Origin of the sequence: Burkholderia crassaminum (assembly GCF_964265005.1) — a bacterium.
In the GTDB taxonomy this organism is placed as follows: Bacteria; Pseudomonadota; Gammaproteobacteria; order Burkholderiales; family Burkholderiaceae; genus Burkholderia.
Map to the genome: position 1 here is coordinate 2,975,615 of NZ_OZ183800.1, position 23,035 is coordinate 2,998,649.

20 protein-coding genes are annotated in these 23,035 nt (G+C 60.8%); 2 read left to right on the plus strand and 18 right to left on the minus strand.

The window, feature by feature from the left end; genetic code table 11:
• Positions 1–25 precede the first annotated feature (25 nt).
• The 3 genes from ACPTTF_RS30395 to ACPTTF_RS30405 all read right to left on the minus strand — a co-directional run bounded on the left by ACPTTF_RS30395 (position 26) and on the right by ACPTTF_RS30405 (position 4,683).
• Positions 26–928, minus strand: coding sequence for a hypothetical protein (locus ACPTTF_RS30395; RefSeq protein WP_423369406.1), 903 nt, complete (start codon positions 926–928; stop codon positions 26–28).
• 536 nt (positions 929–1,464) lie between these two features.
• Positions 1,465–1,845, minus strand: coding sequence for a hypothetical protein (locus ACPTTF_RS30400; protein WP_423369407.1), 381 nt, complete (start codon positions 1,843–1,845; stop codon positions 1,465–1,467).
• Positions 1,846–2,382: 537 nt separating this feature from the next.
• The gene (locus ACPTTF_RS30405) at positions 2,383–4,683 is read right to left on the minus strand and encodes an NADP-dependent malic enzyme (protein WP_166954929.1); all 2,301 of its coding nucleotides are present in this window, start codon (positions 4,681–4,683) and stop codon (positions 2,383–2,385) included.
• 136 nt (positions 4,684–4,819) lie between these two features.
• On the opposite strand from ACPTTF_RS30405, the gene ACPTTF_RS30410 reads away from it, so the two are divergent.
• Complete coding sequence (locus ACPTTF_RS30410) at positions 4,820–5,791, plus strand: LysR substrate-binding domain-containing protein (protein WP_423369408.1); 972 nt, start codon at positions 4,820–4,822, stop codon at positions 5,789–5,791.
• 86 nt (positions 5,792–5,877) lie between these two features.
• On the opposite strand, the gene ACPTTF_RS30415 is transcribed toward ACPTTF_RS30410, so the two are convergent.
• The 11 genes from ACPTTF_RS30415 to ACPTTF_RS30465 all read right to left on the minus strand — a co-directional run bounded on the left by ACPTTF_RS30415 (position 5,878) and on the right by ACPTTF_RS30465 (position 14,847).
• The gene (locus ACPTTF_RS30415; RefSeq protein ID WP_423369409.1) at positions 5,878–6,555 is read right to left on the minus strand and encodes a hypothetical protein; all 678 of its coding nucleotides are present in this window, start codon (positions 6,553–6,555) and stop codon (positions 5,878–5,880) included.
• Between the two features lie 107 nt (positions 6,556–6,662).
• A complete protein-coding gene (locus ACPTTF_RS30420; protein WP_423369912.1) occupies positions 6,663–8,555 on the minus strand; it encodes an SAM-dependent methyltransferase in 1,893 nt (630 codons plus the stop codon).
• A gap of 169 nt (positions 8,556–8,724) precedes the next feature.
• Entirely contained in the window at positions 8,725–9,192 is a 468-nt protein-coding gene (locus ACPTTF_RS30425; protein ID WP_423369410.1) for a hypothetical protein, read from the minus strand.
• A 67-nt stretch (positions 9,193–9,259) separates the two neighbouring features.
• The gene (locus ACPTTF_RS30430; RefSeq protein WP_423369411.1) at positions 9,260–9,802 is read right to left on the minus strand and encodes a GNAT family N-acetyltransferase; all 543 of its coding nucleotides are present in this window, start codon (positions 9,800–9,802) and stop codon (positions 9,260–9,262) included.
• 60 nt (positions 9,803–9,862) lie between these two features.
• On the minus strand, positions 9,863–10,306 hold the full coding sequence (locus ACPTTF_RS30435) for a hypothetical protein (protein ID WP_166954939.1): 444 nt from the start codon (positions 10,304–10,306) through the stop codon (positions 9,863–9,865).
• A 151-nt stretch (positions 10,307–10,457) separates the two neighbouring features.
• The gene (locus ACPTTF_RS30440; protein WP_423369412.1) at positions 10,458–11,012 is read right to left on the minus strand and encodes a hypothetical protein; all 555 of its coding nucleotides are present in this window, start codon (positions 11,010–11,012) and stop codon (positions 10,458–10,460) included.
• Positions 11,013–11,147: 135 nt separating this feature from the next.
• Positions 11,148–11,375 carry a hypothetical protein gene (locus tag ACPTTF_RS30445; RefSeq protein ID WP_423369413.1) on the minus strand — a complete coding sequence of 76 codons (228 nt, stop codon included), beginning with the start codon at positions 11,373–11,375 and terminating at the stop codon, positions 11,148–11,150.
• A gap of 115 nt (positions 11,376–11,490) precedes the next feature.
• The gene (locus tag ACPTTF_RS30450; protein WP_423369414.1) at positions 11,491–11,865 is read right to left on the minus strand and encodes a VOC family protein; all 375 of its coding nucleotides are present in this window, start codon (positions 11,863–11,865) and stop codon (positions 11,491–11,493) included.
• A gap of 291 nt (positions 11,866–12,156) precedes the next feature.
• Positions 12,157–12,543, minus strand: a complete 387-nt coding sequence (locus ACPTTF_RS30455; RefSeq protein WP_423369415.1) for a hypothetical protein — start codon at positions 12,541–12,543, stop codon at positions 12,157–12,159.
• A 423-nt stretch (positions 12,544–12,966) separates the two neighbouring features.
• A complete protein-coding gene (locus ACPTTF_RS30460; RefSeq protein ID WP_423369416.1) occupies positions 12,967–13,881 on the minus strand; it encodes an alpha/beta hydrolase in 915 nt (304 codons plus the stop codon).
• Positions 13,882–13,968: 87 nt separating this feature from the next.
• Positions 13,969–14,847 carry a helix-turn-helix domain-containing protein gene (locus ACPTTF_RS30465; RefSeq protein ID WP_423369417.1) on the minus strand — a complete coding sequence of 293 codons (879 nt, stop codon included), beginning with the start codon at positions 14,845–14,847 and terminating at the stop codon, positions 13,969–13,971.
• 254 nt (positions 14,848–15,101) lie between these two features.
• Between ACPTTF_RS30465 and ACPTTF_RS30470 the strand changes: the two genes are divergently transcribed.
• Positions 15,102–15,560, plus strand: a complete 459-nt coding sequence (locus ACPTTF_RS30470) for a GNAT family N-acetyltransferase (protein WP_423369418.1) — start codon at positions 15,102–15,104, stop codon at positions 15,558–15,560.
• Between the two features lie 724 nt (positions 15,561–16,284).
• Here ACPTTF_RS30470 and ACPTTF_RS30475 read toward each other — a convergent pair.
• Genes ACPTTF_RS30475 through ACPTTF_RS30490 form a run of 4 tightly spaced genes read right to left on the minus strand, consistent with a single transcriptional unit; the run spans position 16,285 to position 22,655 of the window.
• The gene (locus ACPTTF_RS30475) at positions 16,285–16,536 is read right to left on the minus strand and encodes a PAAR domain-containing protein (RefSeq protein WP_423369419.1); all 252 of its coding nucleotides are present in this window, start codon (positions 16,534–16,536) and stop codon (positions 16,285–16,287) included.
• Between the two features lie 33 nt (positions 16,537–16,569).
• Positions 16,570–17,142 (minus strand): lysozyme inhibitor LprI family protein, encoded by a 573-nt coding sequence (locus ACPTTF_RS30480; protein ID WP_423369420.1) that lies wholly within the window; start codon positions 17,140–17,142, stop codon positions 16,570–16,572.
• A gap of 5 nt (positions 17,143–17,147) precedes the next feature.
• Positions 17,148–20,090 (minus strand): pesticin C-terminus-like muramidase, encoded by a 2,943-nt coding sequence (locus ACPTTF_RS30485; protein WP_423369421.1) that lies wholly within the window; start codon positions 20,088–20,090, stop codon positions 17,148–17,150.
• Between the two features lie 60 nt (positions 20,091–20,150).
• Positions 20,151–22,655 carry a type VI secretion system Vgr family protein gene (locus tag ACPTTF_RS30490; protein ID WP_423369422.1) on the minus strand — a complete coding sequence of 835 codons (2,505 nt, stop codon included), beginning with the start codon at positions 22,653–22,655 and terminating at the stop codon, positions 20,151–20,153.
• Positions 22,656–23,035 lie beyond the last annotated feature (380 nt).

Below are 23,035 nucleotides of genomic sequence, written 5' to 3' on the forward strand. Positions count from 1 at the left end.
GCTTGTTCCTGGATGGCTCAATCGCTTAGTTGGGCGACTTGAGCGTGATGATCGTCTGACGCAACAGCTGGAAATACGGGCTCGTCGAATACGGGACCATTTGTTCGGCGTAGTACCACCAGAAGAACCCGCCGATGAAACGCGGATCGGTCATGCTGTTGACCATCGGGTAGTACGTCTTGATCAGGTTCTGCTGCACCGACGCCGGCGCGGACGTATCCGAGGTGCCGATTTCGCCGAAGCCGACCTTCGCGTTCGGGAAGATGCTTTCCAGCGCCGCGAAATCGTTCTTCCACGTCGGATTCAGCCCCGGGCAATCCTGATACGGGTAGTAGCTGAACAGGGCGTAGTCGGCCTGCTGGCGGACCGTCGAGGACAGGAAGGTGGTCGGCCACGTCTTCCAGTAATCCACCGGCTTCTCCCAGCAGTTGTTGCCCTTGCTGTCGTCGTTGTAGTACAGCGTGATGGCCGTCTTGCCGCCGTTCGATTTCACGATCGTGTTGGCCGCGGCAACCATCTGGCCGATCTGCTGCTCTTCCGAGTTGACCACGGTGTTCGTGCCGCTCGGGTCGTTACGCAGCCATTCGCCGTTGATTTCGTTCGCGATCTCCCAGACGTCGACAGTGTTCTTCAACTGCGACACCAGTTCCTGCGTTCTTGCCTTGTACGTGGCGAGATCCGTCGGGAAATAGTAAGAATCGTAAACCTCGCCCATCACGTACGCGACGGCGTGCAGGCGCAGCAGAGGCGCGTAGTAGTCGGCGGCCGACGTACCCGGATCGAACACGACACGCACGGTGGGCTTGTACGGCAGGTTCTGCAGCGACGCGATGATGGCGTCCAGCTTGGTCAGGTCGTCGAGGGTCACGCCGTAGACGGGATTCTTCAGAGGTTCGACCTGGGCTTCGGCGGGCCGGGATAAAGGCATGAGCCCGGCATAAGCGACGCATGCGGCAATGGCCGTGCGCGAGAGATTTTTCGTCAGTCCTTTCAAAACGCTTTCCGTTAAAAAGTAAGAGGAAGCGCGATTTTAGACGAAAATAAAAGATAATTATCGGACGATACGCGAAGTATCGAGCCCCAAAACTTAGTTAGGATTGTTATCCAATGCGGGTGCGCCGGGGCGTCTCAACGGTCAATTGTTACGAAATACTGATTAAATGCGCTGCACCATCGGAGCGGGAGGTTGGCGCGGGGACGCAGTGGGTGCGTCTCAGGGTAAAGCCGATGGCCGGGTGGCAGGCTGTGTGCAAACGATTGCGGACGTCCGAAGCGGGTGGCGGCCGCCTCGACTGACGAGCGCAGCACCGCGAAAGGAACCGCCAGCGACACCGGATACCGCCACGAATCCGGAAACAGCGGCCCAGCTCGTGCCCGGGAAGCACGCACGCCTCACCGCGCTCCGCACGTGCTGTGCACGCATCTCGCACGGCGCGCCGACACGGGTTGAGACCGGACGTGGATTCAACCTCCGGATCGTTGCCAACGATGCATTAGCCAGAACACAAATCCCGCCACTGGCCCCAGGCATACGAACGCCAGGAATCCCAAAACGGCCGACAAACCGGCTTTGAAAAGATCGTCATCCCAGATGGAGGTGTAAATCAGATAGGTGGCAATCCACGTCAACAATCCGGTAATACCGCCACACAGACACGACGAAATCACGGAAACGCGCCAGTATTTCACTACCAGCAGATATTGTGGAATTGCGAATACTGCCGTGCCGAAGCAGGCGATTGGAATGGAATATTTGAGCGACCAGGGATCGTCGGTGATATACGACCACAGCAGGCCGGGCACGAGGGCCGAGAGCGCAAAGGCAATAAATGGTATCTGACGCATCGGTGCAAGCAGCCGTTCGCTGCGGAAAGTCTGTTGGAGTCAGGCTGGTTCGGCGGGCGACTCGGAACTTCACGTGGTCGCGTTTGCGGCCACCCCGGCCCGACACGCGACTCCCGCTCAAAGGCAGCAGGATGCCATACCGCTCGATCATAGAGCGTTCATCCGCATTGCATCGACTTCGGTCGGCACCTTCTGCGCGCATCTTCGATGCGTCAACGCGAACCGATGCGTTTCCGTCAATCCTCGACCGGTCGAGTCCAGACAAGTCAAGCCGTCCTTTTCGACTGCCTGGCGTAAAGCACGGCTTTGGCCTGCGGATTCAACCCGCCGATGCAGCGAATCAACGAAATCGCCCAGATGGCGCATCGAAGTCTGGTGTCTTTCGCGGATGCTCATTCTCATTTGACCGCCCAGACGAATCCGAACACCGTTTCGACTCACACCATGAGCGTTACACCCCATTCGAATCAACAGCTGAAGAGGCGAATACCCCCGAACCACACCACGCCCGGTGAATTCACCCCTTCCGGTTTCCGCTCAGGCAGACGTGTTCCGATTCGCCTCAATCACCGTCAACGCCGCCATATTCACGATCCGCCGCACCGTCGCACTGGACGTCAGAATATTCACCGGCGCGTTGACGCCCAACAGGAACGGCCCCACCGCCACATTGCTGCCCGCTTCCGTCTTGAGCAGGTTGTACGCGATATTCCCCGCATCCACGTTCGGGCAAACGAGCAGGTTGGCCGCCCCCTTCAGCGGCGACATCGGCAGAAGCTTCGACCGCAAGCCCTCGTCGAGCGCACAGTCGCCGTGCATCTCACCGTCCGCCTCGATATCCGGCGCCTGCTCCCGGACAATCTCCAGCGCCCGACGCATCTTCACCCCCGAAGCCGCACTCCCCGACCCGAAGTTCGACCGCGACAGCAACGCCGCCTTCGGCGTCAGGTTCAGCCATTCCATCTGACGCGCCGCGGCAATCGTGAATTCCGCGATCTGCTCCGCATCGGGATTGTCGTTGACGTGCGTATCCACCAGCGCGACCGTCCGCTGATCGAGCAACAGGATGTTCATCGCCGCATACGTGGACGCGCCCGGCTTCTTCCCGATCACCTCGTCGACGAACCGCAGGTGGTTGTGATACTCGCCAACCGTCCCGCAAATCATCCCGTCCGCATCGCCGAGCCGCACCATCATCGCGCCGATCAGCGTCAGGCGGCGCCGCATCTCGACCCGCGCCATTTCCTTCGAGATGCCGTCCCGGCAGCGCAGTTCCCAGTACTTCGTCCAGTACTGCGGGAACCGCTCGTCATACTCGGGGTTCGTCACCTCGACATCCTGGCCGAGCCGGATCCGCAAGCCGAAGCGCTCGATGCGCGCCAGCAGCACCTCCGGGCGCCCGACCAGGATCGGACGCGCCAGCTTCTCGTCGACGATCACCTGCACCGCGCGGAGCACGCGCTCGTCCTCGCCTTCGGTAAAGACGATCCGTGCCTTGCCGCCGTCACGCACCAGCCGGCGCGCCGTCGCGAACAGCGGCTTCATGAATGCGCCGGAGTGGTAGACGAATTGCTGCAGTTGCTCGACATACGCGTCGAGATCCGTCAGCGGGCGCTTCGCCACGCCGCCGTCCATCGCCGCCTTGGCCACGGCCGGCGCGATCCGGACGATCAGGCGCGGGTCGAACGGCTTCGGAATCAGGTATTGCGCGCCGAATGCCACGTCGTACGCGCCATAGGCCGCCGCGACGACTTCGTTCTGCTCCTCCTCGGCCAGCCCCGCGATCGCGTGAACCGCGGCGATCTCCATTTCGCGGGTGATCGTCGTCGCGCCCACGTCCAGCGCGCCGCGGAAGATGTACGGGAAGCAGAGAACGTTGTTGACCTGGTTCGGGTAGTCCGAGCGGCCGGTCGCAATCACGACGTCGTCGCGCGTCGCGTGCGCCAGCTCCGGGAAGATTTCCGGCGTGGGATTGGCCAGCGCGAGAATCAGCGGGCGCGGCGCCATCGCCTTCAGCATGTCGGCACTCAGGATGCCGCCGACCGACAGGCCCAGGAACACGTCCGCGCCGCCGATGACTTCGGCCAGCTTGCGCGCATCGGTTTCCTGCGCAAAGCGCGCCTTGGCCGGGTCCATCAGCGCGGTGCGCCCGCGATAGACGACGCCTTCGATGTCCGTCACCCACACGTTTTCGACCGGCAGCCCGAGGTCGACCAGCAGGTCCAGGCAGGCCAGCGCGGCGGCCCCGGCCCCCGACGTCACGACCTTCACTTCCGAAATCGACTTCCCGACGACCTTCAGCCCGTTGATGAACGCGGCGGAGACGGTGATGGCGGTGCCGTGCTGGTCGTCATGGAAGACGGGAATCTTCATGCGTTCGCGCAGCTTCTGCTCGACCGTGAAGCACTCGGGCGCCTTGATGTCCTCGAGGTTGATGCCGCCGAAGGTCGGCTCGAGGCCCGCGATGATGTCGACCAGCTTGTCCGGGTCGGTTTCGTTGATCTCGATGTCGAAGACGTCGATCCCCGCGAACTTCTTGAACAGCACGGCCTTGCCTTCCATGACCGGCTTGGACGCGAGCGGGCCGATGTTGCCCAGACCCAGCACGGCCGTGCCGTTCGTGATCACGCCCACCAGATTGCCGCGGCTCGTGAAACGGTGCGCCTGCAGCGGATCGGCGGCGATCGCCTCGCACACACCCGCCACGCCCGGCGTGTAGGCCAGCGCGAGATCGCGCTGGGTCACGAGCGGCTTGCTGGCGACAACCGAGATCTTCCCCGGGGTCGGAAATTCGTGATAGTCGAACGCTGCCTGCTGCTGTGTCTCAGTCTGTTTCATGTTTTTCGATCCGGGCACGGGCGCCAGGCCAGTCCCGGCGCGATCCATGAAGGTGATTCTAGGGATCCGCCATAAGGTGATGATTCTGTTTTAATATCGGTCCATCACTTTTTCATGATGAATACGTGACTAGTCAATGACTTTTGACGCGAACGACGTGGTCAGGCGGCTAGGCGCCCGCCTGAAAATGCGGCACCTGGTGCTGTTGCTGCAGATCCAGCAGCACGGGTCGCTGACGCGCGTCGCGGAGCACATGGCCAGCAGCCAGCCGGCCGTGACGAACGCGCTGTCCGAGCTGGAGAGCATGTTCGGCACGCCGCTCTTCGAGCGCTCGTCGCGCGGCATGCGGCCCACCGCGCTCGGCGCGGTCGTGCTCGAGCGGGCGAAGGCGATGATCAAGGATCTCGACCACCTCGCCCGCGAAATGGAGGCCGTCGCCGCCGGGCATGCGGCCCACCTGCACATCGGCGTGATTCCGTTCATTTCCGGGCAGATGCTGTCGGCGGCGCTCAAGCGGCTGCAGGCGCGCATGGAACGGCGCCTGACCGTGACGATTCACGAAGGCACCAGCGATCAGCTCCTGCTGCAGCTCAAGGATCACAGCGTCGACATCGTGATCGGGCGGGCGTCGTCGGCGATCGACCTGGGCCAGGTCTCCTTCGAAGTGCTGTACCAGCAGCAGCCGCGCATGATCGCGAGCCGGCGTCTTGCCGCGAAACTGGCCCGCACCGCACTGGACTGGCACAAGCTGCACGCGCTCGACTGGATTCTCGGCGCACCGCATACGCCGATGCGGGAACAGGTCACCGACCTGTTCCTGTCGGCCGGCATCCCGCCGCCCGTTCCGATCGTCGAAAGTTACTCGTCCAAGCTGATCGGCGAGATGATCGCGTCGAGCGACGAGGCCGTATCGATCGTGCCCGCCGATATCGCGGAAGAACTGGTGCGGATCGCCGGCGTGGCGATCGTGCCGTACTCGCTGGTCTGGACGCTCCCGCCCATCGCGCTGTTTACCCGCGCTGCCGATTCGCGCTCGCCCGCGCGGGATCTGCTCGTCGACGCGTTGCGCGAGGTATGCCGGGAGACTTACGGGGACGCGCAGCGATAAGGCTGCGGGAGGCGACCTGAACGGCCGCTCGCCCCCGCCGGCAACCGACGGGCGTTTCGACCGGAGTTCGGCGCACGCGCCCCGGGCTACTTGCTGGCGGCGAGGCGACGCAGAATGTCCGCACGCTCGGCGCTCAGCACATGATCCGAGCCCTCGCCGCGGTCATAGCGCTTCGCGGTGCGGTAGGAAAACCGCTTCCGGTACTGCCCGATGGCGGGATCGAACGCCCACGCGTCGACAATGAAAAAGTGCCTGGCGAAATGATCCTCGTCGTCGGCCCACACGAAGTCCGCCCGAACGAACACCGGATAGGGCGACACGTCCGGCACCTTCCACATCGCGCGATCAGCGGACTCCGTTTGAGTGACTTCCGGCATCAGGTTCTCGATCTTGCCGTTCGCGCCGTAACGCAATATCGCCACGCGCTCCAGCATCCCGCTGCCGCCACCCGAAAACATCCCCGAGAAGAAAACCCAGGAGCCGCCCGCCGCAATCGGCAACCGTTCGGAGCGCGGCATCAGTCCGAACTGGTAAAGCTCCTTCGACGAATTGGGAAGCGGCACGGGCGGCATCTCGAAGCACGGCGCACGGTCGGGGAGCACACAGAGTTTCACGCCGGACAGCGGGAGCCCGTCTGAATCCTGCCGGCCCTCGGCCTGAGTGAAGCGCGGGAATGCCGGTTCGCCGGATGCGGCCTGGGCACCCGCGATGCCGGCGACGGAAATGCTCAAGATCACTCCGAGCGACTTGAAGACCTTGCGCATGCACCTGCCCCCTTCTCTCACGTTTTTGATAGTCGCGAATTGTCGATGATCCGGCCGCTTCTGTCGAATGAACGGGCGCGGTTGGCGATGCGCGCCGGCCAGTCCCCTCAGACGGTGGCCAGAACCAGACGCCCCGGAGACGCGCCGATATGCAGACCGTCGGCGCGGTTCGAGAGATAGCGCCGGTTCAACGCGTCCGGCGTCCACGTGTTGCTGCTGCTGAAGCCCAGCGCGGCCAGCCGCTCGGTCAGCTCGGCAGGTTCGAAGAAGCTCTTCCACGGTTCGCCACGCTCGGCGAATCGCGCCAACATCTGCTCCATCGCGATGCGCATGATCGGCGGCAGGCTCGGCAGCGGGATCACGTATTCGAGCAGGACCTCGCTGCCTTTGGCACAGCCGGCGATGAAGCGCAGCGTCTCGATGACCGCGGCCTCGTCGAGATACATCGTCACACCAAGCCAACTGAACAGCGCCGGCGCATCGGCATCGAAACCGGCGCGCGCCAGCCCTTCGCCGAGACCGACTTGCTCGAAATCGACCGGCACAAATTGCAGCGACGGCGGCACCGGCATGCCCGCCTCGCGCAAACGCGCCTGCTTCCACGCCTGCGTCGCCGGCAGGTCGACCTCGAACACGCGCCCCGGCGCATCGGGCCGCCGGTATGCACTGGTATCGAGCCCCGCGCCCAGCACCACGTACTGGCGGATGCCGCGTTCGATCGCGTCGGTCCAGACGTCGTCGGCAAGCCGGCTGCGTACGACCACCGTGCTGCGCATGCCCACCGTCATTGGCTGGCGGTACTTGTCGAGGTTGTCGCGCAAGGCCTGCGCCTCGGCCGCGCCGAGGACGGTCAGCGCGACCGGATCGTCGAGCACCAGCGGCCGATCGAGCAACTGGTGCGCGGCCCGCTGCGTTGCCACCATCAACGCACTCGGCTTGGGCCCGGCGTTCACCGGTGTCGTGTCGTGGCCGACGACATGCGCCCGGTTCAGATAGGCCAGCATCGCATCGTCGAGGCCGATGCCCAGTTGCAGATCCGGTTCGCGCATCATCGCATCGCGCACACGTGCCTCCAGCGCTGCGTCGTCGCCGCAGAAGCTGTCGAGAAACAGCTGCTGCCAGCGCTTGACGATAGCCTGCACCGGTGCGGCGCCGGCGTCGACGCCCGCATCCATGTGCGCTCTCAGTTCGACCACCAGCGCCGGCCACGCCCGATGCTTGATGGTGGCGAACTGGCGCCGCCGCACTTCGTCGGCCTGGGTCGGATCGAGGTACTTCGCAAGCAGCGCGCAGCGCGCGTGCGTGAACGCTTCGTCGATCCATGCCAGCATCTCCGCCGTGATGCCGACGATTTGCGCGGCGCGCGGCTCGTCGAGCTGCATCATCATCAGCTTGGTCGCGAGCGTCGGGTCGTTGCGGGTCATCCGGACGACGAACCGGATCCAGCGCCACGCCAGTGCCTGGGCGGCCTCGCTGTCGGCCGGCAGTGCCTGCTGCCGGGCAACGCGAACGTCTTCGATCAGCGCGGCCCACGACGGATCCGTCGGCGCGATCGTATCCGGCCCGGATGCCAGCAACGCATCGAGCTCGTCGTCATCAAGGTGTTTTTGGATCATGTTCATCAGCTCCAGAGCGTTCAGCCAGTCGGTCGCCGTGGTTTCGTCACCGGCGGCGATCATGTCCACGATGTATTGCAGGTGACGACTGAGGCGCTGCGCGCGCGATGCCTGCGCATCGAGTTCGGCGATCTGGCGCTGCAGAAGCTGAAGCGGTGAGCCGGCCAGTTGGCCGTCGAGGCTTGCCTTGATGTCCGGCAGCGAATACCCGAAGCGTTTCAGCGCCTCGATCCGATGCAGCCGGATGAGGTCGTCCCGCCCATACAGGCGCGCGCCGCCGTCCGTGCGCTGCGATGGCGACAGCAGCCCGATTGCATCGTAGTGATGCAAGGCCCGAACGCTCAGCCCCGCCTTCTTCGCCAGATCGCCGATTTTCAGTCGCATAGTTTCCCAGTCGTCGGTGTCGACCATAAAAGCTGACGTAGCGTCAGGGGCAAGGGAAATCGAAGGGGGGGCGGGCGGTTGCGGGGCGTCGGAACAATCTTCCAGGTCTTCGCGCGATCCGCGTCGCGAATGTCGGTTGCGGAGCTTTCGACGATGGACATCGCCGGCTTCATTCCGTGCGCCACTTGCGGAGAACCACCTCCAGCATCTCGGCCGGAGAAAGCTCCCGCCCGTCGTATCCGGTGCCGAAGTAGGCTTCGGGCCAGAAGATGAGGTCCGAAATGCGGGCATCGCCGGTGTTGACCGACAGACATCGAACCCAGTAATCCATCAGCGCCTGGTCGCCGCGACACGCACATACGGCGTCAAGCAATTCCAGAAGCTCGGGCTCCGACAGATCGGTCGGGAGGGTTTGCCAGTCTATTGCCAGTTGCTTCGCGAATCCGTCGGCACTCGTCGAGCCGAACGCGCCAAGCACATCGACTTGATCGACGTCGTCACCCAGCAATCGGGCAATCTGCTGCAACTCCGCTGCGTATTCGCGTCCGTTCTCGTGCAGTTGAAATACGGCGCGCGTCAGCGGCAGCAGGTGTCGAAGCTTGTCGTGGTCGACGGGGTCGCGCAGTTCGGCTCGCATGCGTGTTCTCGAGGTACAGCGGTGGGTTGAAGCGTCCGGGTGAATTGACCGGGGTTCCAGTTGAAAGCTAGCCAGCCGGTTTCTCGTACAGCGACCAGACAATCCCGTCCGATTTCAACCCGACGCGAACAAAGCCAAGCGACTCGTAGTAAGCGCAGAGCGTCACGTTTTCAACGGCGCAATCGAGCCGAACAAAACGCCGGTTCACGCTGCTCACCTTGCGAGCGCACCAGTCGAGCATGAAGCCGCCGAGCCCGAGCCCGTTGAAGCCTTGCCGCACGCAAAGCCCGTGCACGTAACCGGCGATCGGCTCCTGCGGCCCCCAGTGCTTGTCCTCGTCGAAGCCGAGCGAGAACGTTCCGGCCAACGTGCCGTCCAGCTCGACGACATACACGTCCTTTTCAGCGACGTTGCTCCGTACCCACCGTTCGGAAAATCCATCGCCTTCCTTGCCCCACATGTGGTCGCCGTACGTGAGCTTCTTCGCGTGTGCATCATTCCGGATCTGCGTCAGCACCGGTACGTCGTCTGCCGTTGCCCTGCGGATGCTTTTCGAGGTCACCGCCCGTTTCTCCGTGGAGTCTTCACGTCGCGGCTCGAAAGCCGCCATCCCGCCAAATCGCATGTTCGACAGCAGGCACTCGCTCAGTAAGCCGATGGCGCGGCGCGCTTATGAAGCGACAGCCTGGAACCAGCGCGTACACGGGCCCGTGAAAATGAGCACGGTTGCGATCGCATTGGCGAAAAAGCCCACTTCGATCAGGCTCAGCCTGAAAGGGAGCCCCGCCACGATAAGGGCCATCGTCGTGACGATCGTGAGCGCCAGTTCCAGCGTCCGCGCCAGCTTTTGTCGCTGGCAGAGGCCCACGATCAGGCTGGCGTTCAGCAAAAGCCAGAAAGCCTGGACTATCCCGACGAACGCAGCACCTTGACGCATGAGCACTGCTTTCGCCGCGGGTACTTCGCCAGCCTGGTCGAAACCCAGCATCGTGAGCCAGACGGCGAATCCGGCCTCGATGAGCCAGACAATCGTGAAGAGCGCGATAGCGTGACGGATCTGCAGCGGTGCGTCGGCGCGAAACGCCGGCATGGCCTTCAATTTGCTGATTGGCATCGTCTCTTTCAGGAAGCCAGCGGCCCCCGCCCCGGAATGTGTTCGTATCGTATTCGCGGCTGGTCGATTTCACGCCGCAGCGAGTGTCGGCCGAGTGTAGTCCATCCGCAATCGCCACAGGTACGGTCACGGCCCCACCGTCAGCCGCCGGTCACGGCTTCCTGCAAAAGATTCGAGCGTCGTCCGGGTCGATCTTGACGGGATATTCACGCTCGATCAGCGCTCTTTCCGCAGCGCTCGGATTCCCGAGCCACTTCGGCTCGCAGCGGTACAGCAGCCGCCCGGCCGTGCGGTGCGACTGCTCATCGTAAAGCAGGGCGACGTTCGTCACGTTGCACTGGTGTGCCTGGCAAAGGTGATAAAGCCATTCGCGAAACTCACCGATTTGCCAGCGTGTCCCTTCCGTCGCGGGGCCGCTCAGCAAGCGCTTTCGAAGCGTTTTCGAATCCTGGCCGGCCAGATTCAGGAAGTTGTCGAACGCGGTCGATACCGTCCGGCCGATCGCCGTGCCGGATTGATTTCCGTCCGGGTCGACAAGATTGAAGATCTCCGTTTTATATCCGGAGCTTGCCGGCGTGATGTTCTTCGGCACCGGCTCTTCGCCGTGGGCCTGGCAGTTGTATGCCAAGGGGATCAATAAAACCGCCCGCAAAAGTACGGCCCGTACCCGCAAGGAAAACATGCCCGCACCGCTGTCAGCGTGCATTCCTGCACCGCGATTTCTCGTCATTCTTCTACGCTGCCTTTCCGCTACTGGTTGACCAACCCGGCGCCTGCTCCTGATCGCTCGCTGTCCGACGTATCTGCACACCCAAGCCGAAAACGCCTCGCACGCCGTGCGCTAGTGCGAAGCACTCACACCCTGCCGGAGAGACTTATAGATCCCCGCGCCGGCATCAACGATGAACAGGAGTGCAATGACGACGCACGCAACGCGCCCGATACCGCGCAGACGAGTCGCGCCGACATATAACGCGACAGCGCCAACGCAAAGCGTCACGGGCCAGTAGATGGCCCCCAGGATAATCGCGATGACGGGAAAAGGTATGTCAATGGCGATGTCACTCATCGCAGAAAACTCCGTAGCTCGTATGAAGCATGCGTTCGCTCATCGATTCGAAGGCATCGGTCGACCGCCGTCCATCAACGCGTGACCTCGCCGCCCCATGCTGCTCGACAGGGAATCACGCCTGCGCCTGATGACACACCACCTCGATATTGTGCCCATCCGGCCCGATGACAAACGCCGCGTAGTAGTTCGCGTGATAGTGCGGCCGCAGCCCCGGCGCGCCATTGTCCTTCCCGCCTGCCGCCAGCGCCGCGCGATGGAACGCATCGACTTGCTGGCGGTTGTCGGCCACGAACGCGATGTGAAGATGCGCCGGTTTCTCCGTCGTCTGGAACAGGCACAACGAGGGCTTGCCCGGCGGAGACATCTCGATGCCGTACGACGGCTCGCCCTCCCCCACCACCACTACGCCAAGCGGTTCGAGCGCGTTGAGGAAAAACGTCTTGCTGGCGGCATAGTCGCTCACGCCGAATTTGACATGGTCAAACATGACTCCCCCGCGGATGGATGGGCCGGCCGGCACCCGGATCTGATGCGCAAATCATCGCGATGTTGCCACATGCGGCCGTCGACGGCACACCTGCCCGCTCTCGAACAAAAAAAGCCCGACACAGTCGGGCCAACGAGCGAGATACAAGGAGAATCCCGCTCACCCCTCATCGAGCGGTCACACCGTGCTGCCTGACGTCATCATGATCCGGGCGATAACCAACGATCGCGCACGACATTGCGACCGATCGTCGATCGCCAGGCTTGCCTGAAAGGGTTCGTAAAGAGATCGCTATTGCGAAACGGGGGCGCCGGGCGACGCATCCGTCGGCATGGTCGGGAGCGGAACGGCCGCGCTGTTCGACCCGCCGCCGGTTGCGCCCGCCGAATTCGTGGTGCCCGCTTGTCCGCGGCGGCCGCGGTGCGCGCCATGCGCGACCGGGGGCGCGCTCGCGGCAACCGGCCGTATTGGCGGATGCGCGATGTACTGGAAGTTCTCGTTGATCGCGCTATTGCCCGTATCGTACGAACGGTGCACGAACACGCTGCTCGTCACGGGCTCACTGGCTTGCGCGAATGCCGCCGGCACGGCGGACACCATCGCGGCTGCCGTCGCCGCGCTCAACGCGGCGATCCGCACGAGCGAACCGGCATCGCGGACTGTCGGGCGGTCTGTCACGCTATGTTTCCTCCAATGTGCATCCGGTCGGCGATCGTTCGGCCGCCGGTGGCGCCCGCCCGAAAAAGTTGGCCCGCACCTGAGCGCGGGCCAAGCCGAGAACACACAACACCTTGGGGGGGTATCAAGGCGGGACCAGTCTAGCCCGAGTCGCCGCAAAGAACATTTCAGGCCAAATTACAGCTATTACTCCATATAACGAAGCGTCGGCCGCCATCGTGTGCGGGCAAGTGGTGACACATCGTCCGCGAGCCCGTGCAACGGCCCGGCGTTCCGTTCACTGGCGTTGCTTCGGGCAGGTGGATGAAAGCAGTCGCGCCTCCGCCTGCCGCTTTCCCCGCAAACGCAATCGCCGTCGAAGCCGGCAGTGTCGCCACTAACGCAAGCCGTAGACACCGCGCGCCCGCGCTGCAACAAGTCAGGTCAGCGCGCGCCGGACAGATGCAGCGTGAACCACGCCACCGCCGCCTGGCTGGTTTCGTCGAAATGCTCGATATACGGCGTGAAATGTCCGCCCTTGATCTGGAGCAAGCGCTTCGGCTCCAGCGCGCTTTCCCACGCCTTCAGGCACAGGTCGGTTGGCGTCAACAGGTCCTGGTCGGCCACGATCATCAGCAACGGGGTTGGCGAGATGCGATCCACATACTGGCCCGGCTCGTTCTCGCGCGACATCTCGGCGCTGCGCAGCGTCACTTCGTTTTTCCAGTTCGGCGCACACCGCGCCGCCGACTCGGTGAAGAACCGGTACGCATCCGCGCCGGCCATCGCACAGGCTGTCTCGGGGTCGGCACTGACTGCCGGCAACATCGCCGGCAGGCCGCCCGCGAATCGCTGTCTGCGATCTTCATCGAAGCGGGCCAGCGTCGCGGGCACCAGATCGGCACGCGTGCGGCGCAATGCCGACTGATACCCGCTGATCGTCGGCACCTGCGACACCACGCATTTGACACGCCGGTCGATGGCCGCGACTTCGAGCACGTGGCCGCCGCTATAACTGGTGCCCCAGATGCCGATGCGTGCGGCGTCGACGTCCGGGCGTGTGAGCAGGTAGCTGATCGCATCGCGATAGCCGCGCTTCTGTTGCACGGGGTCGATCTCCTGGCGCGGGTACCCGTCGCTCGCGCCGAAATTCCGGTGATCGTAGAGCAGCACGCCAAAACCGCCGGCGGCGAACACCTCGGCGTAGCGGTCCAGGTATTGTTCCTTCACACCGGAGAAGCCGTGCGCCATCACGATGGCCGGATACGCTTCCGTACCGGCGATGCGCTGCGCCGGCTCGTAGTACCAGCCTCGCAGCGTGGCGGATTCGGAGAGGAATTCGATGTCGTGTCGCGTCATGTCGGCTTGCCTCGTTCGGTCAGTGGATTCGATGACCGACACGATAAGCGCGCGCGCCGCGCTCCGCGTTTGCGGGAAAGACGTTTGCTACGCGGAATCGGACAGTTTCGCGTACGCGCTGGGCGTCATGCCGGCAAACCGGCGAAACACGGTCGAGAAGGCGCTCGTGGTTTCGTAGCCGAGGTCGGCCGCGACGGCGATCACGGAGCGTCCCGATGCCAGCAGCGGGCGCGCGGCCGAGATCCTCGCCTGTTGGCGCCACTGGCTGAACGACAGCCCGGTTTCGGCAGTGAACAGCCGGGCCAGTGTCCGGCTCGACGCACCGACTGCATCGGCCCATTCCGTCAGCGTTCGCTGATCGGCCGGATTCGCCAGCATCGCGTCGCAGACTCGCGCAAGACGCCGGTCCTGCCCGGACGGCAGCCGCAAGGGTTGCTCGGGGGACCACTCGATTTCGGCCAGCATCAGCTGGATGACGAGATCGTCGCGTCCGTCGGGATCGACCTCGACCGGAAAAGACGATGCGCGCACGATCAACTCACGCAGCAGCGGCGAAACGTTGACCAGGCTCGGTTGATCCGGGTATGCGGATCGGTATGCTCGCGGGTCGACGTAGGCGGTGCGCATTTCGAGTTGCCCGTGTGCGCGCATCGCGTGCGGCAGGTCGGGCGGAATCCAGAGTGCGCGATGAGGCGGGATCATCCAGAGCGACTGGCAGGCGATGACTTCGGCGATGCCTGTCGTGGTGTAGACGAGTTGTGCACGCGTGTGCCGATGCTCCGCGACGACGAAGCCGTCGGGAAATGCTTTCGGCATGACGGCCGCGATACCGGGTGCATTCTGGTAGTCGCGCGGGTCGGTGCTCTTGGTGACGGGTGCGATACCGGCACGCTTCGGATCTGCCGCGTCGTGTCCGATTGCTTTACCGCGGCCGCGCCCTTCGACCTTCATTGCTCGTCCTTTCATGGGTGCGGAATCGTCAGGTCGTGCGATCCCGGTGAATCGGACAGATGATACGGGAATGTCGGGGCCCCGGAATCCCGGAACGAAGCAGCGAATCGGTAACCCGGTCTCAACGCCCATTCGCTGTACCGCAAACTCGATACGGAGCGCTGCACTTCCGATCTCGCCTGTTTCAGCAGCGTGCTGTGCAACCTTGGAAGTTCGATTCCGTGCTGCTATCGTTGTGCACTCTTTGATGATTTTGGAGCGGCGGATACATGCCTTTAGTCTTGCGTCGAGCGATTGCGGCCGATGCCGCAGAGGTGGCTGATGTCTATCTACGGTCGCGCAACGCGCTGGCATCCTACGCGCCGCTCGCACACTCCGAAGCCGCCGTCCGCGATTGGGTTGCCAACATACTTGTCCCTTCCGGCGACGTGACCGTTGCCGTGCACGACGATCGCATAGTTGGCATGGCCGCACACGTTGTCACCGACGGTGTGGCATGGCTCGACCAGTTGTATGTGTGCCCCGAATTCAAACGGCAAGGGATTGGTTCTTCCCTCCTGGAATCGGTGAAGTCGCAGACGGTTGGCAAGCTCCAGCTCTATACGTTCCAGATGAATCGCGATGCTGCCGCGTTTTATGAGCAGCATGGGTTCGTTGCCATCGCATACAGCGACGGAAGCAGGAACGAGGAAGGGTGTCCTGATGTTTTGTATTGCTTGACGCGGTAGATTCCGTCCGCATGGCTCGCATCGCCTGTCCGGCATCGGCGATGATTGACGGATTGCTCGGAGTTGGAAACGACGGGGCGAATTGGCCATGCGCGGCGTAGTGGCGTCGGAACCTCGCTCGATTGACGCGACAGACGCGACGACCGGCCGGATCTTGCTTACACACATGACCGTGATTTATAGAATCGTGAAACCTTCGCGTAGCCGATGTACAAGCGCGGCAGCGTGCTCGCACACCTGACCCGCCCCCCGGGGGGCGAGCATGACCACGGCGCCGATGCTCGAGCAGCGCGACAGATGGTTGCGTTGGGGTGGACAGTGGTCAGCGATTACGGTTATTCGCACCGCAGCGGTTGGACGATTGGTATCTGTCGCGTGCGCGACAAGTACACCGTCGAGCTATGGGATGGAACGTCTCTCCATTCCGTCGTCGACTCGCCGGTTGCGGCCGTCAGGCTACATCGCGAGTGGGTGACGGAATCCGACCCAAGCGCCCCTCCTGATCTCGAAGGGCAGCACGAGCCATCGAGCTATCGAGCTGACCAGGCACGGCGATCGGTACATTCAGCTCGGCCCACGCCGCAGCCGCTGTCCTAAGTAAGATCGTACCGGCGTCGCAACGCCCTGCCACCTGACCTGAGCTGGCCACGCGGCGGTCTCATCATGGCGATCGCATCCAGTGCGCACTCGTCGTGCACGGGATCGCCCCGACAGCGCAACACTTTCAGATCAGGCTCGAGATGAGGTGACATCCACATGTCGCCCGATGCCCATGCCGGGCAATCGGGATACCGCCGTCCGTCATCGAAGAATCGCCTTCCTCTATGACGTTAGGCGACACATCGGGGTGCTGCGGACACGACACTCGATCCCCCTTACGAGAGACATAGCGGCCGTCAAAACGCATGGTTGCGGACCCTGTTTCAACTTTGCCACCGTGATCGGTGTCGTCACCGATTCGAATCAAATTGATCATCTGTCGCGTGCTCAGAGTAAATGAGGCACAAAATCACCAGTTTTTAAAGAAATTAAGTCTAGCCACACACGTGTTGCGGTCTTCCTGCAACTTCGCGGCGCTCATCTTGCAATTCAGATCCACATATTTCATCCAATTTGGATTGCTCCCGTCCGGTGTGTTTTTTATCAGCCTCGACATTACTTTGGTGATATCTCCGCCTTCGTAAAGATTCGCCATGACGGACAGCGACCGCCTGAAATCATCCATCCCAATAGATGATTCCAAGTAGCGAATTTCATTTGTTCGCACCTCTGTCGCCGACGTCAAGCAGGCCCATTTGTCTATAGAGGCCTCCGCTCCCGGAGCGGTGGAATTAAACGCTGCATCGCAATATTTCTCCTTATACGCGACCCATGCCCTTTGAGTTTCGATGAGATTTTGCTTCTCCGTAGGAGCAACCTTTTTTATAAATTCGCTATAATTCTTGTTTAATACTTTATCCGCATCCTCATAATTTTTTTGTGCGCAATCAGTTAACTCTGCGTTGGTTTGGCCATTGCAGACAACCTTCGAAAAGGCCACACTCGAAATAAGCATCAGTACAAGAAAAGCAACATTCTTCATCACAATCATCTCCAACAGTCACAAGTCATACCTTTCTCGAAAAGAACTGCCTCCTTCTCCCGCCGCGTGAGTAGCCCGTCGTTCCCAGTTCCTTCCCACAGTACTTTCATGGCACGTAACTGCACTGGAACTTCCGGGAGGTTCTTATTCTCAATAGCGGCGCGAATGTTTCTCATGTGAATGCGTGACTTTTGCCCTGGTTTGTCTTCAAGTTGAGCCCCGCGATTATAAACCAAGCTGAGCAGCGCCCCTTGACAATGAGGATGTAGTTTCGTAACACCCGGAAATGCATCAACCGTAAATTGAGAGTAACGCTTCTTAACCCTCTTGGCCATCTCAAGCGCCTTCGGCTCAGTTATTTTTATATCGGTGAAAGATGGAATAAATTTCCGTGCTGCGTCCCCACGTTTTCCGAGTGCGGTTAGTAGCCTTGTAATCTCATCCTCTGTATAGAATCCATCCAAATCACTGCGAACCATTGCTTCGCTTTGTTGCCCCAAGTCATAGCCGTAGCCAAACGTTACTCCACTGGATTCACTATTCTTTGGAACGTACGGAATTTCACCATACCCTTCCGTATCGAGAATAAGATGGAAACCTTCTTGAGACGCGTAGAACATTCCCTCCGTGGTGGGAAAATCCAGCACGTTAGTTTTACATTTTGCGCTACAAACCATGAAATTTCCGATCAGCCCAATCGGATGGAGGTGCCAAGGCGAAAGATCACTAGGGAAGCCATCGACACCCGTGATTTGTTCCCACCACTGAAGCTTCGCGAGCCGATCAAGCTCCGTCTTCCACATCTCAGTCTGCTTCTGCATGAGCGGAGTGAGTTCTTCCCACTTGCCCAGACCGCCGCCCCATTCGGTTTCGTTGCGCACCACAAGATGCGACAGTGCTTCGGCCATCCACCGCGTTTCCAGCGCGTGTTTCAGCTCCTGCGCCGACACCTTCCCGTCATGGTTCGTATCGATCGCCTTTTCAATCTTTGTAATGAGTTCGCCTGCGTTGACCTTCACAGCGTCTCCCAGAAACTCCGTCCCTTCCTCATCCGCCATATACTGCTCGGTCGTATGGATATGGCGCTTGAACATATCGGAGGGGCTAACGCTGCCGTTATCGACCAATTCGAAACCTGGCCATTCCCAAGGACTGCGAAGCTGTACGTGTGGGTGATCGGTTTCGCACACCCAGCCAGTCAGGCCGGAGCCGTCCTTCGAACCGATCGTGATGTTCCACCAATGATGGCCCTTGTCGTCGACCGCAACATTACCCTCGCCGAGCTTGTCAAGTTCGGGACGGCGCAACACGTCCCGGAAGTCCGCGCCCGGGCCGGTTGCCTTAGAAACTTGCAGCGGGAAGTTTTGCCATCCCGGAACATTGGCCGTGCTGATCGTGTTCGCCAGACGACTTTCGACCCACAACGGTTTGCCAACGTCCGCGAACGTCTGCTTGGCCTTCTGCTTACCCTTGGCGGGCACATTGGTCACGCTCTTAGGCTGCACCTTAATCCAGCGCGAACCCTTCGCATCACCGATCGGTACAAGCTTCAACCCAGCTTGGGTCAGCCTCTGATCCGGCTCTGGGATGTCAGTCACCAGTTGGGCCCCGGGCTCGATTTCAAGAAGTGACTTGTTGTCTTCGTTCAGTTCTTTCGCGCGAGCGCGGCTTTTCTCGATGAAGTCCTTGAAATCCGAACCGGCAAACACTTCGAGGTGCAACATAGGAAAGTTCGGCTGGGGTGGTATCGGACTTGCCTTCATTGGCCACTGATACTGACCAACATGAGCGAGGACGTCGCCAGCATTAACTTTCTGCGGTTCCTTTAGGATGACGACCGCATCAAGCGGCGTCGGATCTACAACCGCATCCAACTCCCCCTTGAAAAGGTAGCTCCAAGGCGCTTGAGGGGATACCGGTTTGCCAACAACCGCAGGCAGAATCGTCCCGGATTTAATCGCCTTGATCTTTATCCAGTCCTTGTGTGCGGGATCGCTTTCACCTGCAATCACTTCGGCCCCGGTCGGTAACAGACCGAGAAGCTTACTCTTGCCGTCAGGCTGCTCTCGAATGTGCAACCCTTTCGCTAGAACCGGCGGCCCCATATCTTGATCGCTACTTGCAGACGACGGCTCGTCTCCATTGGCGTTCTGATTAGGTAGATTGCCAGCCGAATCGCCAGGTGCGGAAGGCGGCTGCGCTGGCGCCTTCGGATTGTCAACGGTTTGTGTGTCTTTCGCCTTCGCACCAACACGATAGTAGCGGTCGCCTTCCCAATACGACATCGGAGCGGGAAGCGACGGATCAGGCTTCGGATTGGATTTGGCCTGCTCGATCGCCTTCTGATAGGTCTTCCAATCCATCGTGTGCATGTACAAGCTGAAGAACACGAGGGGCTTGTCGTTTGCCGGTTTGCCGCTGGGCGGTGTGCCATCGGCGGGGGTAGATGTCGGAGGCGTGGCGGTAGGGGCCGATGCTGGGGCGGATGCCGGCGCCGATGCGGGCTTCTCTGGTTGCTTCGGAGCCGGCTTCGGCGGTACTGGTGGCAATTTCAGTTCATGCCGAACCAATACAAAGCCGGTCGAGTAGTGCGCCAAACCAGCATTGTTTGGATATGTCGTTTCCTCGTACTCCTTGTTCAGCCTGTACGCAACGATCTTGCCGTCCGCGATGGCACGGACACCAGCGTCCTGCTTCAACATCTCCGCGCTGCCGTCGGCGAAATGCACGCCTCCATGCCACATCCCGCTGACGCCCAGCGGATAGAACCCGTTCTCGCACTTCGCCAGCGCCGCGAAGTAGGTCATTGGGTCAGCGGCGTCATTCTTGCCCACTGGCGTGAACGGATACGCCCAAGTCAGTTGGGTATCTGTGGGCTCGGCAGGCTTCGGTGCCGGATGCGGCGCGGCCGGCGGATGGTGCTTCTTTTTGGGGGCTGTCTTGCTCATATTTCCCGACTCGGATTCGGTTTCAAGATTTTTTTGTCGATGTCTGCTCTACCGGGGTTCTTACCCAGAGAACACCGTAAAACGCCCGCCGTCTGCCGATACCGGCGAGGAATGAAGCGGATTCTGGAGCGACCCACTTGCGGCACCGGATTTTTCCCAATTCGCGCATTTTTCCAAAATTTGCCCCGACGTTGCGTTCTCAATCATGTTCGCCGTCAACTTGATATATGAGCCGTTCGCGCCAATCCATATCTCGTCAGCTGACAAGTACATCTTCTTCCCTGCCGTGATCTTCACATCCTGCGAGGCGGCCAGGCTCATCGAATCATTCTGCGCTTGAAGATCAATCGGCCCACCTGCAGCGTAAATTTTCACACCAAGCTTTTGCGCAAACAGGCTGATCTGTTCCAGTACGCTGGCGAGCAAAGCCCGGCCGGCGGCAAGATTGATGTCCTCCCCGGCAACCATATTGGTTTGCTTGTTTGCCGTGATGTGGGCTGACCCTTGAGTCGACGCGGCGATCCCTTCCGGACTCGACAGCAGCATGATCGGCTTCGCGAAACCGTTCGCGTTGCCGGTGCCGCCACCTGCCGTACGGCCGCCCTTGCTTGTGCCGGCCACCGCTTGCTGCGTGGCGTCGGTGAAGGCTTTTAGCGCATCGCGGCCGCTTTGTTGGCTTTGCGCCCGGTTCGTCTCGCTCGCCTTCGAAGTCGTCTCCAGCATCGCTTCAGCGCGGGTAAGCTGTTCAGACGCTGGTCCCGTACTCAGTGGTTGCGTGGAGGCGGGTTGCGTCGAGACGTAGAGACCTTGTTCAGCCCTCACAGCACCATAGGCTAGTGACTTGAGGTCGAATCCGTGGCCGATAAACGCACCACGTGTATTCCCAGAGTGCTGGATTAGGTAGCCCAGATGAAGGTGGCTGCTATAGCTGGTCGAGTACAAATGCACACGATTTTGACCAGTGGCGTCGTCCATCATGAGTTGGTTGTAGCCATCGCCACCGTACTCGCGTGACAACAAGCCCGAGGTCAGGCCATGCGTGTGCCATTCAGGCATGCTTTTCCCGCCGTGCATCCTGGAAAGGATCACGGGGCGATCGCAATCGCCGTTGATGAAGCCGATCAAGCATTCGTCGTTCTTGCGCAGCGGGAACATGCCACCGCGTTTGTAGCCCGCATCCGGCATGGCCGCGCGTATCCACGCAGACACGTTCTGGTCGCCATCGTTAAGCCGATCAGATGTCAGCCGAATTTTTGCGCGAAGCATGTCGTCCGTATAGATTTCCTCTTCGTCCGGCCCTCCGACGATGCCGGTCTGCATCTGCATGACAGGCTTCTTGTGTTCGAACGGGCTGCGAAAGGCAACACTGCGTCGTTGAGCTTCGATCTCGACGTGGAAAAAACCTACACCACCGTCGTCATGCCGCACAGCTGAACCTACACCCGTAGCACGTGCTTGCTCGACCTCTGCACGAAGGCTCTTGCGAAAACGCATCAGGTTCTCAAGCCCAGGTACGTTGTTCTGAATCAGCCAATTCACGGAAAGAATCGCCATTTCGCGATCCGCCTCCGATTGCGCATCGTGCACAGGGTGCCCCGTCAGCACGCCATAGCGACCCGGCCAGGCGCAACGTAATGCACCTACGCCGTAGAAGCGCTGCGCACGCGAGCGCCACCCCTCTGTAATATAGTTCGCCTGACTTTCGCCCATATCGTGGTCGGACCATGTATGCGAGCCGGTGTATTCGTACCGTTCGCCCAAGCCAGGGACATCGTCCAGATCGAGCCCCGGCATGGTGACATGTTTGGGGAGGTCAGGGTGCTTATAATCGAAAGTTCCCGTATCGAGTTCAGCCGACTGAATTTCCTGTGAATCAACCCACTCGCAGAGCCCGTCGAATTCCTCGTCTTGCACCGAGCGGCTGAACGAAATGGTCTTGTGCCTCAGTTCGGGGACTGAGAACAGATCATCCATGATGACGACCTTGTGTGACTTCCCGTCCTCCGCCACATCGAAACGCGGAAACACGCCGAGCTCTTCAAACGTGCGATGGACGTAGTTCCAGTCGGATTCCCATTGCACACGCTGGGAATACGAGCGCAATGCTTGGCGTAGTTGCCACGTGAAGTTACCAGCCGCCTGCGGATACTTTCCGAGCACGTCCGACACCGTTTGCTGCGCGGGCGTCTCGATCCAGTCGCGCCGGTCGCTACCAAGCCGAAGCAGGGCGAGATACGAGTTAAATCGGAGCTGGTAATAGGTATTGGCTCCATCCCCTCCCAGGCGACTGAACGCTGTCACATAGCCGTGAATCGGCATTTCACTTCCGTCAACCTGGCGAATCCACAGCGTCACGGACTGCCGGATCAGCGCCTTGGCCTGAATCGATTCAAGCTGCGTCGAGGTTGCGTCGATCGTAAATTCGAAGTCCCGTCCAAGACATGCGCGACCTCGAACATAGAGTGGGACCAAGCGGTTTTCGCCAAGTGGCGTATCAAGTCGGACGATCCGTCCCAATTGCACGTATTGCGCACGCAGCGCCTTGTTCAACAGATCAGAAACCATCGAGCAACCCCGTGCCATGTGCAAACAAAAAATAGCCGCCGAATAACGGCCGGCGGCGAATTGGTATCACGTCAACAGGAGAAGGCTCAATCTCTCGGCAGCTGGCTCGGCCTTCAGGCGTTGGCGGAATTCGGTTCGTTGAGTGATACGGACTCAACGATTCATCTTATCAAAAGGCCGATTCTACGCCGCCTCAAGATAACGATGTTTTACATTAGCCTCTCCTCGAACCGGGGCGGCACAAAATTACATTCGCTAATTTATTGAATTGATTTTGAAAGAATATCCACCTCACTTATTTCTATCACTGAGATGGATTGTTTCGATTTCTGTGCCAATCCACAGTTAGCCTCCCGCAAGCCTTACATGGCCGAAAAGAT

Excerpts from the sequence above, each read along its gene's own strand:
- ACPTTF_RS30480 (WP_423369420.1), bottom strand. The coding sequence starts at position 17,142 with ATGAAGAATGTTGCTTTTCTTGTACTGATGCTTATTTCGAGTGTGGCC.
- ACPTTF_RS30445 (WP_423369413.1), bottom strand. The coding sequence starts at position 11,375 with ATGAGTGACATCGCCATTGACATACCTTTTCCCGTCATCGCGATTATC.
- ACPTTF_RS30415 (WP_423369409.1), bottom strand. The coding sequence starts at position 6,555 with ATGCGCAAGGTCTTCAAGTCGCTCGGAGTGATCTTGAGCATTTCCGTC.
- ACPTTF_RS30420 (WP_423369912.1), bottom strand. The coding sequence starts at position 8,555 with ATGCGACTGAAAATCGGCGATCTGGCGAAGAAGGCGGGGCTGAGCGTT.
- ACPTTF_RS30425 (WP_423369410.1), bottom strand. The coding sequence starts at position 9,192 with ATGCGAGCCGAACTGCGCGACCCCGTCGACCACGACAAGCTTCGACAC.
- ACPTTF_RS30395 (WP_423369406.1), bottom strand. The coding sequence starts at position 928 with ATGCCTTTATCCCGGCCCGCCGAAGCCCAGGTCGAACCTCTGAAGAAT.
- ACPTTF_RS30460 (WP_423369416.1), bottom strand. The coding sequence starts at position 13,881 with ATGACGCGACACGACATCGAATTCCTCTCCGAATCCGCCACGCTGCGA.
- ACPTTF_RS30470 (WP_423369418.1), top strand. The coding sequence starts at position 15,102 with ATGCCTTTAGTCTTGCGTCGAGCGATTGCGGCCGATGCCGCAGAGGTG.
- ACPTTF_RS30410 (WP_423369408.1), top strand. The coding sequence starts at position 4,820 with ATGACTTTTGACGCGAACGACGTGGTCAGGCGGCTAGGCGCCCGCCTG.
- ACPTTF_RS30405 (WP_166954929.1), bottom strand. The coding sequence starts at position 4,683 with ATGAAACAGACTGAGACACAGCAGCAGGCAGCGTTCGACTATCACGAA.
- ACPTTF_RS30430 (WP_423369411.1), bottom strand. The coding sequence starts at position 9,802 with ATGGCGGCTTTCGAGCCGCGACGTGAAGACTCCACGGAGAAACGGGCG.
- ACPTTF_RS30485 (WP_423369421.1), bottom strand. The coding sequence starts at position 20,090 with ATGAGCAAGACAGCCCCCAAAAAGAAGCACCATCCGCCGGCCGCGCCG.
- ACPTTF_RS30490 (WP_423369422.1), bottom strand. The coding sequence starts at position 22,655 with ATGGTTTCTGATCTGTTGAACAAGGCGCTGCGTGCGCAATACGTGCAA.
- ACPTTF_RS30400 (WP_423369407.1), bottom strand. The coding sequence starts at position 1,845 with ATGCGTCAGATACCATTTATTGCCTTTGCGCTCTCGGCCCTCGTGCCC.
- ACPTTF_RS30475 (WP_423369419.1), bottom strand. The coding sequence starts at position 16,536 with ATGATCAATTTGATTCGAATCGGTGACGACACCGATCACGGTGGCAAA.
- ACPTTF_RS30440 (WP_423369412.1), bottom strand. The coding sequence starts at position 11,012 with ATGCACGCTGACAGCGGTGCGGGCATGTTTTCCTTGCGGGTACGGGCC.
- ACPTTF_RS30450 (WP_423369414.1), bottom strand. The coding sequence starts at position 11,865 with ATGTTTGACCATGTCAAATTCGGCGTGAGCGACTATGCCGCCAGCAAG.
- ACPTTF_RS30465 (WP_423369417.1), bottom strand. The coding sequence starts at position 14,847 with ATGAAAGGACGAGCAATGAAGGTCGAAGGGCGCGGCCGCGGTAAAGCA.
- ACPTTF_RS30435 (WP_166954939.1), bottom strand. The coding sequence starts at position 10,306 with ATGCCAATCAGCAAATTGAAGGCCATGCCGGCGTTTCGCGCCGACGCA.